Source organism: Mesorhizobium sp. M1C.F.Ca.ET.210.01.1.1 (assembly GCF_004791585.1).
Classification (GTDB): domain Bacteria; phylum Pseudomonadota; class Alphaproteobacteria; order Rhizobiales; family Rhizobiaceae; genus Mesorhizobium.
Genome location: NZ_SRUU01000013.1, coordinates 71432 through 85269 on the forward strand (window position 1 = coordinate 71432; position 13838 = coordinate 85269).

Annotated in this window: 10 protein-coding genes and 1 pseudogene; 9 read left to right on the forward strand and 2 right to left on the reverse strand. The window is 65.1% G+C overall.

Translation table 11 applies throughout. The features are described from left to right. Positions 1–133: 133 nt before the first annotated feature. The 8 genes from EN853_RS16605 (at position 134) to EN853_RS16640 (ending at position 10692) form a co-directional block, all read left to right on the forward strand. Positions 134–1450 (forward strand): CmpA/NrtA family ABC transporter substrate-binding protein, encoded by a 1317-nt coding sequence (locus EN853_RS16605; RefSeq protein WP_127860855.1) that lies wholly within the window; start codon positions 134–136, stop codon positions 1448–1450. A 101-nt stretch (positions 1451–1551) separates the two neighbouring features. After that, positions 1552–2442, forward strand: coding sequence for a nitrate ABC transporter permease (gene ntrB / locus EN853_RS16610; RefSeq protein WP_127860854.1), 891 nt, complete (start codon positions 1552–1554; stop codon positions 2440–2442). Between the two features lie 10 nt (positions 2443–2452). Then, positions 2453–3250 (forward strand): ABC transporter ATP-binding protein, encoded by a 798-nt coding sequence (locus tag EN853_RS16615; protein WP_127860853.1) that lies wholly within the window; start codon positions 2453–2455, stop codon positions 3248–3250. A 412-nt stretch (positions 3251–3662) separates the two neighbouring features. Continuing rightward, positions 3663–3836, forward strand: coding sequence for a twin-arginine translocation signal domain-containing protein (locus EN853_RS16620; protein WP_127860852.1), 174 nt, complete (start codon positions 3663–3665; stop codon positions 3834–3836). 63 nt (positions 3837–3899) lie between these two features. Beyond that, positions 3900–5201 carry a nitrate/nitrite transporter gene (locus EN853_RS16625; RefSeq protein ID WP_127860851.1) on the forward strand — a complete coding sequence of 434 codons (1302 nt, stop codon included), beginning with the start codon at positions 3900–3902 and terminating at the stop codon, positions 5199–5201. Between the two features lie 17 nt (positions 5202–5218). Beyond that, entirely contained in the window at positions 5219–7669 is a 2451-nt protein-coding gene (gene nirB, locus EN853_RS16630) for a nitrite reductase large subunit NirB (protein ID WP_127860850.1), read from the forward strand. A gap of 20 nt (positions 7670–7689) precedes the next feature. Next, positions 7690–8019: a nitrite reductase small subunit NirD gene (nirD, locus tag EN853_RS16635; RefSeq protein WP_127860849.1), complete on the forward strand. Its 330-nt coding sequence runs from the start codon at positions 7690–7692 to the stop codon at positions 8017–8019. A gap of 3 nt (positions 8020–8022) precedes the next feature. Beyond that, the gene (locus tag EN853_RS16640; RefSeq protein ID WP_127860848.1) at positions 8023–10692 is read left to right on the forward strand and encodes a nitrate reductase; all 2670 of its coding nucleotides are present in this window, start codon (positions 8023–8025) and stop codon (positions 10690–10692) included. A 59-nt stretch (positions 10693–10751) separates the two neighbouring features. Here the strand turns inward: EN853_RS16640 and EN853_RS16645 are convergent. After that, positions 10752–10877, reverse strand: a pseudogene (locus EN853_RS16645) (GlxA family transcriptional regulator); the annotation flags it as partial. Between the two features lie 225 nt (positions 10878–11102). Beyond that, positions 11103–12479 (reverse strand): aspartate aminotransferase family protein, encoded by a 1377-nt coding sequence (locus tag EN853_RS16650; protein ID WP_127860847.1) that lies wholly within the window; start codon positions 12477–12479, stop codon positions 11103–11105. Between the two features lie 214 nt (positions 12480–12693). Between EN853_RS16650 and EN853_RS16655 the strand changes: the two genes are divergently transcribed. Further along, a complete protein-coding gene (locus EN853_RS16655) occupies positions 12694–13815 on the forward strand; it encodes an NAD(P)/FAD-dependent oxidoreductase (protein ID WP_127860846.1) in 1122 nt (373 codons plus the stop codon). Positions 13816–13838: the final 23 nt, after the last annotated feature.

Here is a 13838-nt window from a genome sequence, read left to right on the forward strand (position 1 = left end):
AAGCTGCCGCTCAGGTCACCACGCGATCCCGGATGGACGGACGCGAGAGGCCTGGACGGCAGCTTTTTGTTTTTGGACCCGAACACGCAATCGATAGCGCCGATCGCAAGCGGCGCCCAACCGGGAGACGACAATGACGAAACGGATTGCAACTGCTACAGCGCCCAAGGGTTTCACCCGCCGCGATTTTCTGGCCAGCAGCGCCCTGACGGCGGGGCTGCTCGCCGCCGCGCGCACGCTGTTTCCCGTTGGCGCCATGGCCGAAGGCAAGGGTCCCGAAGTGACCGGCGCCAAGCTCGGCTTCATCGCGCTGACCGACGCTGCACCGCTGATGATCGCCAAGGAGAAGGGTCTGTTCGCCAAATACGGGATGCCCGATGTCGAGGTGACCAAGCAGGCGTCCTGGGGCGCGACGCGCGACAACCTCGTCCTCGGCGGCGAAGCCAACGGCATTGACGGCGCCCATATCCTGACGCCGATGCCCTACCTCATGCACACCGGCAAGGTGACGCAGAACAAGCAGCCGCTGCCGATGGCGATCGTGGCGCGGCTGAACTACGACTGCCAGGGCATTTCGGTGGCGCAGGAATATGCCGCCACCGGCGTCGGCCTCGATGCCTCCAAGCTGAAGGAGGTCTTCGCCGCCAAGAAGGCCGCCGGCAAGGAGGTCAAGGCCGCCATGACCTTCCCGGGCGGCACGCATGACCTCTGGATCCGCTACTGGCTCGCCGCCGGCGGCATCGACCCCGACAAGGACGTCTCGACCATTGTCGTGCCGCCGCCGCAGATGGTGGCCAACATGAAGGTCGGCAACATGGACGTGTTCTGTGTCGGCGAGCCGTGGAACGAACAACTCGTCCACCAGGGCGTCGGCTTCACCGCCGCCACCACGGGCGAACTGTGGAAAGGCCATCCGGAAAAGGCGCTCGGCCTGCGCGCCGAATTCATCGAGAAGTATCCGAACGCCGCCAAGGCGATCGTGATGGCCGTGATGGAAGCCCAGCAATGGTGCGAGGCCATGGAGAACAAGGAGGAAATGGCAGCCATCATCGGCAAGCGGCAGTGGATGAACGTTCCCGTTGCCGACATCATCGGCCGCCTCAAGGGCGATATCAATTACGGCAACGGCCGCGTCGCCAAGGGCTCCGACCTCTACATGAAATTCTGGAAGGGCGGCGTCTCCTATCCCTTCAAGAGCCACGATGCCTGGTTCCTCACCGAGAACATCCGCTGGGGCAAGTTCGCGCCGACCACCGACATCAAGGCGCTGGTCGACCAGGTCAACCGCGAGGATCTGTGGCGCGAGGCGGCCAAGGACCTCGGCGTCGCCGCGGGCGACATCCCGGCCTCGTCCTCGCGCGGCGTCGAAACCTTCTTCGACGGCAAAACCTTCGATCCGGCCAACCCGTCGGCCTATCTCGACAGCCTGAAGATCAAGGCTTCGGCTTAGGCGCAAACGACGCCAAAGGCGCCGTTTGTCGCCAGCGCAACCCAAGCGCAAACGGCGCAACGCGCCGTTTGTCGCGACTGCCCAGGGAGTTTCGCGAAGACATGTCCATCCAGACCGTTGAGGACACCAAGGTGAAGGCATTTCCGGCCAAACCTGCCGAAGTCATCGCCTTCACCGCCAAGGCAAGGCGCCGCATCGATGTGCCCGCCATCGCCGGCAGACTGGCGACGGCGCTCATCCCGCCGGCCGTCGTCATCGCCGTCCTGCTCATCGTCTGGCAGATTGCCTGCTCGTCGCCGACCGCCAGCCTGCCGCCGCCGAGCCAGGTGTGGGACGAAGCCTATGACCTGATCGCGCATCCCTTCTTCGACAACGGCCCGCAGGATATCGGCCTTGCCTGGCGGGTGCTGGTCTCGCTGCAGCGCGTCGCCATCGGTTTCGGCATGGCGGCGGTGGTCGGCGTGGCGCTGGGCGCGCTGGTCGGGCAGTCGGTCTGGGCGATGCGCGGCCTCGACCCGGTCTTCCAGATCCTGCGCACCGTGCCGCCGCTGGCCTGGCTGCCGCTGTCGCTGGCGGCGTTCCGCGACTCGAACCCATCGGCGCTGTTCGTGATTTTCATCACCGCGATCTGGCCGGTGATCATCAACACCGCCGTTGGCGTGCGCAACATCCCCGAGGACTACCGCAACGTCGCCCGCATCCTGCGGCTCAACCAGCTCGAGTTCTTCATCAAGATCATGCTGCCGGCCGCCGCGCCCTACATCTTCACCGGCCTCAGGATCGGCATCGGGCTCTCCTGGCTGGCCATCGTCGCCGCCGAGATGCTGACCGGCGGCGTCGGCATCGGCTTCTTCATCTGGGACGCGTGGAACTCGTCCAGGCTGCCCGACATCATCGTCGCGCTCGCCTATATCGGCGTCACCGGCTTCTGCCTTGACCGCCTGGTCGCGGCGGTCGGCGCCGTCGTCACCCGCGGCACAACGGCAAAGTGAGGAGGGCAAGATGACGGCCTATCTCAAGCTCGACCATATCGACAAAACCTTCACCCGCGGCAGCCAGGTCAGCGAGGTTCTGAAGGACATCAAGCTGACCATCGACAAGGGCGAATTCGTCTCCATCATCGGCCATTCCGGCTGCGGCAAGTCGACCTTGCTCAACCTGATCGCCGGCCTGACCAAGGTTTCCTCGGGCGCCGTGCTGCTCGAGGACAAGGAAGTCGACAGCCCCGGGCCCGAGCGTGCCGTGGTATTCCAGAACCACTCGCTGCTGCCATGGCTCACCGTCTACGAGAACATCAATCTTGCGGTGTCGAAAGTCTTCGGCCGCAGCAAGGGCAAGGCCGAACGGCATGACTGGATCATGCGCAACCTCGACCTCGTGCAGATGGCGCACGCCAGGAACAAGCGCCCGGCCGAGATTTCCGGCGGCATGAAGCAGCGCGTCGGCATCGCGCGCGCGCTCGCCATGGAGCCGAAGATCCTGCTGCTCGACGAGCCGTTCGGCGCGCTCGACGCGTTGACGCGCGCGCATCTGCAGGACGCAGTGATGGACATTCATTCGCGGCTGGGCTCGACGATGATCATGATCACCCACGACGTCGACGAGGCGGTGCTGCTCTCCGACCGCATCGTCATGATGACCAACGGCCCGGCGGCGACAATCGGCGAAGTGCTTTCGGTGCCGCTGGCGCGGCCGCGCCGACGCATCGAGCTGGCGTCGGATCGCACTTTCCTGCGCTGCCGCGAAGCAGTGCTGAAGTTCCTCTACGAACGCCACCACTTCGTCGAAGCCGCGGAGTAGCGTCATGACCGGGAACTCTCATCGGCAATGGGATGGCCCAGAAGCGCGGCTGATCATTTGCGCGCCATTCTTGTGCATTGCACAAAATTTGTGCGCCCTGCCCGCGCTGTTGATCAATGTTTGACCGCTTTCCCGCTAGACCAGATCGGCACATGATGGACTTATCGCATTGATTTTGCTTCAAATTCCACTTCCGGGCAAAACTGGCACGGTTCATGCTTTGAAATAGTCGAGCCCTTCGCGGGCAATGGAACAGGCGTCCAATGACGGGCGCCACAGGCAAAGCTGCCGCTCAGGTCACCACGCGATCCCGGATGTACGGACGCGAAGGCCTGGACGGCAGCTTTTTTGTTTTGAACCCGAAAACGCAATCGACGGCGCCGATCCCAGGCGGCGCCCACCGGAGACGACGATGACGAACCGGATCGGACTTTCGCTCAAGGACTTCACCCGCCGCGATTTCCTGGCGAGCAGCGCGTTGACGGCGGCGCTGTTCACCGCGGCGCTCCTGCTGTTTCCCACCAGTCACGAAACAGAGGGCAAAGCTGCGCAAGTGACTGCGCAAGTCCCAGTCTCGTCGCGCTGACCGATGCTGAACCTCTGATCGACAACAAGCGCGGTGCCTCCCACACCGCAACCGGAGCCAACCATGACCGCAAACCTCCCAGCCGCCTCCAGCCAGGACAGTGCTCCCCGGCAGGCGCTCGCTATGTCCACCATCGCCTTCACCGTCTGCTTCGCGGTGTGGACGATCTTCTCCATCATCGGCGTGCGCATAAAGCAGGAGCTCGGCCTGAGCGAGACCGCGTTCGGCCTCCTGGTCGGCACGCCGATCCTCACCGGATCGCTGGTGCGCATCGTGCTCGGCGTCTGGACCGACCGCTATGGTGGCCGGCTGGTCTACACCATGACCATGCTCGCGGCCGCGGTCGCGACCTTCCTGCTCGCTTTCGCCCACACCTATGAGCAGATGTTGACCGCCGCCCTCGGCGTCGGGCTTGCCGGCGGCTCCTTCGCCGTCGGCGTCGCCTATGTCTCGCGCTTCTTCCCGGCTGGCAAACAAGGCACGGCGCTCGGCATTTTCGGCGTCGGCAACGTCGGCGCCGCGGTCACCAAGTTCCTGGCGCCGTTCGTGCTTCTTTCCTGGGGCTGGCAGTCGGTGGCGCTGATCTGGGCGGCGGCACTTGTCGTCATGGCCGTCGTGTTCTGGTTCGCCACCGGCGACGATCCGGTCATCCGCGAGCGCCGTGCCGGCAAGGCCTCGCCCGCGAGAAGCTTCTGGCAGGAATTCGCGCCGCTGAAGAACCTGCAGGTCTGGCGCTTCGCCTTCTACTATTTCTTCTCCTTCGGCGCGTTCGTGGCGCTGTCGCTCTGGCTGCCGCGCTACCTGATCGGCGTCTATGGCTTCAACATCGCCACCGCCGGCATGATCGGCGCCGCCTACTCAATTCCCGCAAGCGTCTTCCGTGCCTATGGCGGCGTGCTTTCCGACCGCGTCGGCGCCCGCACCGTGCTCTACTCGACCTTCACCGTCTGTGCCGTCGCGACTCTCGTTCTGTCTCTCCCCTCGGCAGACTATGTCGTGCGCGGCATCAGCGGGCCGATCCCGTTCCATTTCGAGATCGGTCCGCTCGCCTTCATCGCCGTCGCCTTTGTGCTCGGCTTCTTCATGAGCCTCGGCAAGGCCGCCGTCTACAAGCACATCCCCGTCTACTATCCGCAGAGCGTCGGCGCAGTCGGCGGCATGGTGGGCATGATCGGCGGTCTCGGCGGCTTCATCCTGCCGATCGCCTTCGGCGCGCTGAACGACCTTACCGGCGTCTGGTCGAGTTGCTTCATGCTGCTCTTCGTGATCGTCGTCTCCTGCCTGGTCTGGATGCATCTGGCCATCCGCCGGATGGAGCGCGCGGCCGCCATCACGACCTCAGCCCTTTCTTACGCCGCCGAATAGATCGGAGCAGACCGGATATGAGCGAAAAACTCGTCATCATCGGCAACGGCATGGCTCCGGGCAGGATGCTGGAGCACCTGCTGGAAGCAGCGCCTGACCGTTACAGCGTCACCATCTTCAACGCCGAGCCGCGCGTGAACTACGACCGCATCATGCTTTCGCCTGTGCTGTCGGGCGAGAAGGCGTTCGAGGAAATCGTCATCCATGGCGACGGCTGGTACATCAAGCACGGCATCACCCTCTACAAGGGTCACCGGATCGTTGCCATCGACCGCGAAGCGAAGACTGTCACCTCGGACCACGGCGTGACCGAGAGCTACGATCAACTCGTGATCGCCACCGGTTCGGTGCCCTTCATCATTCCGGTGCCCGGCAAGGATCTGCCCGGCGTGCTCACCTATCGCGATCTCGACGACGTCAACGCCATGCTGCTTGCCGCGCAGTCGCGCGCCAAGGCCATCGTCATCGGCGGCGGCCTGCTCGGGCTCGAGGCAGCCGCGGGGCTGAAGGAACGCGGCATGGATGTCACCGTGCTCCATGTCATGCCGACGCTGATGGAGCGCCAGCTGGACCCGGCCGCCGGTTACCTGCTGCAGAAAGCGGTCGAGGCGCGCGGCATCAAGGTCATGACCAAAGCCAACACCAAGGCCATTGTCGGCAACGGCAAGGTCGAGGGCGTCGAGCTCATGGATGGCACGGTCATCCCGGCAACGCTGGTCGTGATGGCGGTCGGCATCCGCCCGAGCATCGCCCTGGCCAAGGAGGCCGGGCTGGAGGTCAATCGCGGCATCGTCGTCGACGACCGCATGCGCACCTCCGATCCCACGATCATGGCGCTCGGCGAATGCGCCGAGGTCGGCGGCCATGTCTATGGCCTGGTCGCCCCACTCTACGAGATGGCGCGGGTCGCCGCAGCCGGGCTCGCGGACGGCGAGGACAAGCGCTTCGTCCACTCCGATACGCCGACCAAGCTCAAGGTCACCGGCATCGATCTCTATTCGCTCGGCGACTTCGCCGATGGCGAGGATCGCGAGGAGATCATCCTGCGCGACGCATCCGCAGGCATCTACAAGCGTGTCGTGCTGCAGGACAACCGCATCATCGGCACGGTGCTGTTCGGCGAGACGGCCGACGGCGCCTGGTTCAACGATCTCAAGAAGAAGGCGACCGACATCTCGGAGATGCGCGACACGCTGATCTTCGGCCAGGCGTTCCAGGGAGGCGCTTCCTCGGACCCTTTGGCGGCCGTTGCGGCACTGGCGGATGATGCGGAAATCTGCGGCTGCAACGGCGTCTGCAAGGGCAAGATCACCGGCGCGATCACGACCAAGGGCCTGACCGGCCTCGACGACGTGCGCGCCCACACCAAGGCCTCGGCCTCGTGCGGATCGTGCACGGGTCTCGTCGAGCAACTCCTGAAGCTTACGCTGGGCGAGGCCTATAATCCTGCGGCGGTGCAGCCGATGTGCGGCTGCACGAGCCTCGGTCACGACGATGTGCGGCGCCTGATCAAGGCGAAAGGCCTGAAGACGATACCCGCCGTCATGCAGGAGCTCGAATGGAAGACCTCCTGCGGCTGCGCCAAGTGCCGGCCGGCGCTCAACTACTATCTCGTCTGCGACTGGCCGGACCAATATGCCGACGACTATCAGTCGCGCTTCATCAACGAGCGCGTGCACGCCAACATCCAGAAGGACGGCACCTATTCGGTGGTGCCGCGCATGTGGGGGGGCGTCACCAGCGCCGATGAATTACGCGCCATCGCCGACGTGGTCGACAAGTTCCGCATCCCGACAGTGAAGGTGACCGGCGGCCAGCGCATCGACATGCTGGGCATCCGCAAGGAGGATCTGCCGGCGGTGTGGGCCGATCTCGGCAAGGCCGGCTTCGTCTCCGGCCATGCCTACGCCAAAGGCTTGCGCACGGTGAAGACCTGCGTCGGCTCCGACTGGTGCCGCTTCGGCACGCAGGATTCGACTGGGCTCGGCATCCGCATCGAGAAATTCATGTGGGGCTCGTGGACGCCGGCCAAGGTGAAGATGGCGGTGTCGGGATGCCCGCGCAACTGCGCGGAGGCAACCTGCAAGGATGTCGGCGTGGTGTGCGTCGACTCCGGCTACGAGATCCACTTCGCCGGTGCTGCCGGCCTCGACATCAAGGGCACCGAAGTGCTCGGCCTGGTCAAGACCGAGGATGAGGCGCTGGAGGTGATCGTGGCGCTGGTCCAGATGTATCGCGAGCAGGCCCGCTATCTGGAGCGCATCTACAAATGGGCCAAGCGCATCGGCACCGCCGAGATCAAAAAGCAGATCCTGGACGATGCCGAGCGCCGCAGGACGCTCTTCGACCGCTTCGTCTTCTCGCAGAAATTCGCGCAGGTCGATCCCTGGTCCGAACGCGTTTCCGGCAAGGACAAGCACGAGTTCCGGCCGATGGCGTCGCTGGGCTTCGCGGAGGCGGCGGAATGAGCCGGCAGGAAAGAGACAACATGACCTGGATCGCCATCGGCTCCATCACCGACATTCCCCCGCGCGGTGCGCGCTGTGTCGATACTCCGCAAGGCAAGATCGCCGTCTTCCGCACGGCCGACGACCAGGTCTTCGCCATTGACGACCACTGCCCGCACAAGGGCGGGCCGCTCAGCCAGGGCATCGTCCATGGCGCGGCGGTGACCTGCCCGCTGCACAACTGGGTGATCTCGCTGGAGACGGGCAAGGCGCTCGGCGCGGACGAAGGCTCGGTGAGGACGATACCGGTCAAGGTCGATGACGATCGCCTTTTCATCGCGCTCGAAGCACTGGCCTCGAAGGCGGCCTGAGGCATGGAAGAGGCACGCGAGGTGAGGACCACCTGCCCCTATTGCGGGGTGGGCTGCGGCGTGCTGGCCGAGGTCGCCGCGGACGGCAAGACAACCGTCCGCGGCGACCCCGAGCATCCGGCCAATTTCGGCAAGCTTTGCTCGAAGGGAGCGGCTCTCGGCGAGACGCTCGGACTGGAGGGTCGTCTACTCCAGCCCGAAATCCCCGGTAGGCAAACAGGCTGGGACGAAGCGCTCGATCTCGTGGCCGCGAAATTCTCGCAGACGATTGCCGAGCATGGGCCGGACTCGGTCGCCTTCTATGTTTCCGGCCAGTTGCTCACCGAGGATTACTACGTCGCCAACAAGCTGATGAAGGGTTTCATCGGCTCGGCCAATATCGACACCAATTCGCGGCTTTGCATGGCTTCGTCCGTCGCTGGCCACCGCCGTGCCTTCGGCGAGGACATCGTTCCCGGCGTCTATGAGGATTTCGAGTGCGCCGACCTCGTCGTGCTCACCGGCTCCAACACCGCATGGTGCCATCCCGTGCTCTACCAGCGCATGCTTGCAGCACGCAGGGAGCGCGGCACCAGGATCGTCGTCATCGATCCGCGCCGCACCGCCACCGCCGACGAGTGCGATCTGCATCTGGCGCTCGATCCGGGGACGGATGTGCTGCTGTTCAATGGGCTGCTCACCCATCTTGCCCGAAACGGAAAGACCGATGCGGACTTCATCGGCGCCAGCACGTCGGGCTTCGATGCCGCCGCCTCGCTGGCCGAAGCTGATGCGCCCTCGATCGCGCGCGTCGCGAAAGGCTGCGGGTTGGCGGCAGCCGATGTCCAGGCCTTCTACGATCTATTCGCCGGCACCGAGCGGACGCTCACCGTCTACAGCCAGGGCGTCAACCAGTCGGCGCATGGAACCGACAAGGTCAACGCCATCATCAACTGCCATCTCGCCACCGGCCGCATCGGCAAGCCCGGCATGGGGCCGTTCTCGGTCACGGGCCAGCCGAACGCCATGGGCGGCCGCGAGGTGGGAGGACTGGCCAACCAGCTTGCCGCGCATATGGACTTCGCTGACCAGGCAGGCATCGAGCGCGTCTCCCGCTTCTGGAAAGCGCCCGACATCGCGCGGCGCGCCGGCCTGAAGGCCGTGGACATGTTCCAGGCGGTCGCCGACGGCCGCATCAAGGCGCTGTGGGTCATGGGCACCAATCCCGCCGTCTCGATGCCGGATGCGTCGCGTGTGCGCGCCGCCTTGTCCAAATGCGATTTCGTCGCCGTCTCGGATGTGACACGCACCGATACCACGCGCTATGCCGACGTATTGCTGCCGGCCGCCGCATGGGGCGAGAAGGACGGCACCGTCACCAATTCGGAACGGCGCGTCTCGCGTCAACGGCCATTCCTGCCGCCGCCGGGCGAAGCCATGGCCGATTGGCGCATCATCTGCGAGGTGGCTGCACGCATGGGCTTCGGCGATGCGTTTGCCTACCAGACGCCTGCCGAGATCTTCCGCGAGCATGCCGCGCTCTCCGCCTTCGAGAACAATGGCGAGCGCCTGTTCGACCTCGGCGGTTTGGCCGATCTCAGCGACGCGGACTACGCCGCCTTCGCGCCGCGCCATTGGCCGGCGACTGGCCAGAATGAGCAGCGGACAAGACTGCTCGCCGACAGCCGTTGCCCGACACCAGACGGCCGCGCGCGTTTCGTGCCGGTGCGACAGGAGGCAACGGCTTTCACGGTCGATGCGGATTACCCGCTTGCTCTCAACACCGGTCGGCTGCGCGACCAGTGGCACACGATGACGCGCACCGGAAACGTGCCGCGCCTGATGGCGAACGCGCCGGAGCCTGCGGTTGACCTCAATCCGGCGGACGCCGCTGCGCATCGGCTCAAGGATGGCGACCTCGCCCATCTGTCGACACGCTTCGGTTTCGTCCGCACCAGAGTGCGCGTGTCGGAAGCGCAGCGCCGCGGCCAGGCCTTCATGCCCATGCATTGGAGCGGCCAGTTCGCAGCCAGGGCCGTGGCCGGCTTCTTGTCCTCGCCCGTCACCGATCCGCATTCCGGCCAGCCGGAGCTCAAGCATGTCCCTGTCAGGATCGCGCGCGAAAACACTGGATGGGCCGGAGTGCTCATCACGCGGCGCGATCTCAGGCCGACAGGTTTCGTCCATTGGAGCCGGCATGCGGTCGAGGGCGGCTGGGTCTACGAACTGACAGGAACCGAGCCGCCGGACCAGGGCATTCTCCTGGCGCGCAAGCTGCTCGGCGTCCAGCGGCAGGATCAGCTCCTGGAGTACACCGATCGCCGCGGGCTTGCCTATCGCGCCGCGGCTGTCGACGAAACCGGCGCCATGGCCGAAGCCTTGCTGGTCGCCGCTCCGGACCAGTTGCCGATGCGGGATTGGCTGGTGTCGCTGCTCGCCTCGCGCCAACCGCTGTCGACCACCGACCGCCACGCGCTTTTGTCGGGACGCTCGCCCGTGCCGATGCCCGCCATCGGGCGGGTCGTGTGCTCGTGCTTTCACATCGGCGTCAACCAGCTCGCTTCGGCCGTTGCCGCGGGATGCGACAGTCTCGAAGCGATCGGCTCGACGCTGCGCGCCGGCACCAACTGCGGTTCATGCCGTTCCGAGATCAAGGCGATCATCGACGCCCGCCACGTTCAGGCGGCCGAGTGAGCGGCCGCGGAAGCGCCCCCACCCGGATAGGCCCAGATGGCAAGCCTCTGCAACCTTTCCCGATCCGCTTCGTCGCTGGCCAGGCGCAGCGTATCGACGAACAGTGCAAACGCCGAAAGCGTGAAGGAGCGGGCGAGAATGAAGCCGATTTTCAGCCGGTTCGTCTCCGGGACCACTATCTTCATACTTGCCTCACGCTCTGCTGGCGGGCAATGCATGCTCCAAAAGCGCCAAGCTGGCGCCGGTCTCGCCTCGCGCATGGAAAGATGCAGCCACCGCCGTCCGCGGATAGTCCATGAACGACTTGGCCGACCGGGAAAGAGACGCCGGCTGGCACGAAGCGTGACGGCGTTCTAAGGGACGCGAGGACCCCGCCCGTCTCTGACGCTGCAGCAGCGGAGACGAACCTGCTAGCCCTGCGGCCGGACCTGCGGCAGTGCGGCGTCCAGCGACCGCTCGAAGGCTTCGACCAGCGTATCGACCTGGGCCTCTGTGATGATCAGCGGCGGACAGAAGGCGATGGCGTCGCCCATGTTGCGCGAGATGACGCCATTCTGCTGCAGCAGGCCGTTGACCAGCGCGCCCAGCGCTGCAGACTTGCCCCATGGCACCTTGCTCGCCTTGTCGGCGACCAGCTCGACGGCGGCGATCAGGCCGACGCCGCGCACCTCGCCCACCAGCGGATGCGAGGCGAGCCTGCGCAGCCGTGCCTGCAGATGCGCGCCGACCTTGCGCGCATTGCCGACGAGATCGCGCTCCTCGATCAGCTTGATGTTCTCCAGCGCGACCGCCGCGGCGACAGGATGACCGCCGCCGGTAAAGCCATGGCCGAACGTGCCGATGCGGTCGCTCTCGTCGGCGATCGGCTCGAACACCCTGTCGTTGATGAGCAGGGCCGAGATCGGCAGATAGGACGACGAGATCTGCTTGGACAGCACCATGATGTCGGGCTTGATGCCGAAGGTCTGCGAACCGAACATCTCGCCGGTGCGGCCGAAGCCGCAGATCACCTCGTCGGCCACCAGCAGGATGTCGTATTTCGACAGCACCGCCTGGATCCTTTCCCAGTAGCCCGCGGGCGGAACGATGACGCCGCCGGCGCCCATGATCGGCTCGCCGATGAAGGCGGCGACGGTCTCCGGCCCTTCGGCGAGGATGAGCTTCTCGAGATCGTCGGCGAGCCGGCCAGAAAACTGTTCCTCGCTTTCGCCGGGCTCGGCGTCGCGCCAGTGATGCGGCGTCGAGGTATGCAACACGTTGGCGATCGGCAGGTCGAAGGAGATATGGTTGTTCGGCAGCCCGGTCAGGCTCGCCGCGGCGATGGTGACGCCATGGTAGCCCCGCTTGCGGCTGATGATCTTCTTGCGCGCCGGCTGGCCGAGCGCGTTCGACCGGTACCAGATCATCTTGATCGCCGTGTCGTTGGCCTCGGAGCCGGAATTGGTGAAATAGGCCTTGCTCATCGGCACCGGCGCCATCTGCACCAGCTTCTCCGCAAGATCGATCAGCGGCGAATGCGCCTTTGAGCCGAAGTCATGATAGAAGGGCAGCTTCGACATCTGTCTTGTGGCCGCCTCGACCAGCCGCCTTTCCGAGAAGCCGACGGCCACGCTCCAAAGCCCCGCCATCGCTTCGATATAGCGGTTGCCGGCAATGTCCTCGACATAGATGCCATCGCCCTTCTCGATGACCAGCGGACCCGTCTGCTGATGCTTGCGGGCATTGGTGTAGGCATGCAGATGGTAGCGGATATCGCGGGCTTCAGGGGAATTCGGTCGGGCGTCCATCATGGCTCCTGTCTGCGGGCGGGAGGCGAAAATAGGACCCGTCTCCCTTGTTGAGAAAGCCCGGAAACCGCCTCGCGTCGGCTGCTTGATGCATTATGGCGGGACGCGGCCGCAAGAGCCGCTGTGGCACAATCGATAGCGCCATGAGATTCTGGGGTGGACAGAGCCGGTATAGTCCTGCAGGGCAATGCATGCGCAACCGAATGGACGCGACATGGAACAGATCGACTGCATCGTCGCCGGTGCCGGCGTCATCGGTCTTGCAATAGCGCGGGCGATGGCCGCACGCGGCTTTGACACGCTGATTCTTGAAGCCGCGGACGCCATCGGCACCGGGACGAGCTCGCGCAATTCGGAAGTCATCCATGCAGGCATCTACTATCCGCAAGGGTCGCTGAAAGCCCGGCTCTGCATCGCCGGGCGCGACATGCTTTATCGCTATTCGACGGAGCGCTCGATCCCTCACCGGCGCTCAGGCAAGCTGATCGTCGCGACCGACGAGACCCAGGAACCGGTGCTTGCCAAGATCCGCGCCGGCGCCGCAGCCTGCGGCGTCGAAGATCTGCGCTTCCTCTCGGCCGCTGAAGCGCAGGCTCTGGAGCCGGCGCTGCATTGCACCAAGGCGCTGCTCTCGCCGTCGACCGGAATCATCGACAGCCACGCGCTGATGCTCGCCTTGCTCGGCGACGTCGAAGAGAGCGGCGCGATGCTGTCGCTCAACACGCGCATCGTCTCGGGGCGCGTCGATGCCGGCCGCATCGTGCTGCAGACGGTGGACACGGCGAGCGGCGAAGATTTCGAGATCGCCACATCGCGTCTCGTCAACGCGGCCGGGCTCGGCGCCGTGGCCCTGGCCGGCTCGCTCGAAGGCTTCGACCGGCAGTTCTTGCCGACGCTTCGCTACGCCAAAGGCAATTATTTCTCGGTGGCGGGCCGTACCCCGTTCTCGCGGCTTGTCTATCCGGTGCCCGAGCCAGGCGGGCTGGGTGTCCATCTGACGCTCGACCTCGGTGGCACGGCTCGTTTCGGACCTGACGTCGAATGGACGGACACACTCGACTACCGCGTCGATCCCGCACGCGGCGAATGCTTCTACGCTGCAATTCGCCGTTACTGGCCGGAACTACCTGACGGCAGCCTGCAGCCTGCCTATAGCGGCATCAGACCAAAACTTTCGGGTCCTGGCGAAGCCAACAGCGACTTCGTCATCCAGCATGCCGCAACCCACGGCGTCGCGGGCCTGGTCAATCTGTTCGGGATCGAAAGTCCCGGACTGACTTCCAGCCTGGCGATCGCGGAGCATGTGGAGCACATCCTCGCTCTGGAGCAGTGCTGATGGGCGGCTCGAATCGGCGCCCA

Coding starts and splice junctions, on each gene's coding strand:
- EN853_RS16605 (WP_127860855.1), top strand. CDS start 134: ATGACGAAACGGATTGCAACTGCTACAGCGCCCAAGGGTTTCACCCGC.
- ntrB (WP_127860854.1), top strand. CDS start 1,552: ATGTCCATCCAGACCGTTGAGGACACCAAGGTGAAGGCATTTCCGGCC.
- EN853_RS16615 (WP_127860853.1), top strand. CDS start 2,453: ATGACGGCCTATCTCAAGCTCGACCATATCGACAAAACCTTCACCCGC.
- EN853_RS16620 (WP_127860852.1), top strand. CDS start 3,663: ATGACGAACCGGATCGGACTTTCGCTCAAGGACTTCACCCGCCGCGAT.
- EN853_RS16625 (WP_127860851.1), top strand. CDS start 3,900: ATGACCGCAAACCTCCCAGCCGCCTCCAGCCAGGACAGTGCTCCCCGG.
- nirB (WP_127860850.1), top strand. CDS start 5,219: ATGAGCGAAAAACTCGTCATCATCGGCAACGGCATGGCTCCGGGCAGG.
- nirD (WP_127860849.1), top strand. CDS start 7,690: ATGACCTGGATCGCCATCGGCTCCATCACCGACATTCCCCCGCGCGGT.
- EN853_RS16640 (WP_127860848.1), top strand. CDS start 8,023: ATGGAAGAGGCACGCGAGGTGAGGACCACCTGCCCCTATTGCGGGGTG.
- EN853_RS16650 (WP_127860847.1), bottom strand. CDS start 12,479: ATGGACGCCCGACCGAATTCCCCTGAAGCCCGCGATATCCGCTACCAT.
- EN853_RS16655 (WP_127860846.1), top strand. CDS start 12,694: ATGGAACAGATCGACTGCATCGTCGCCGGTGCCGGCGTCATCGGTCTT.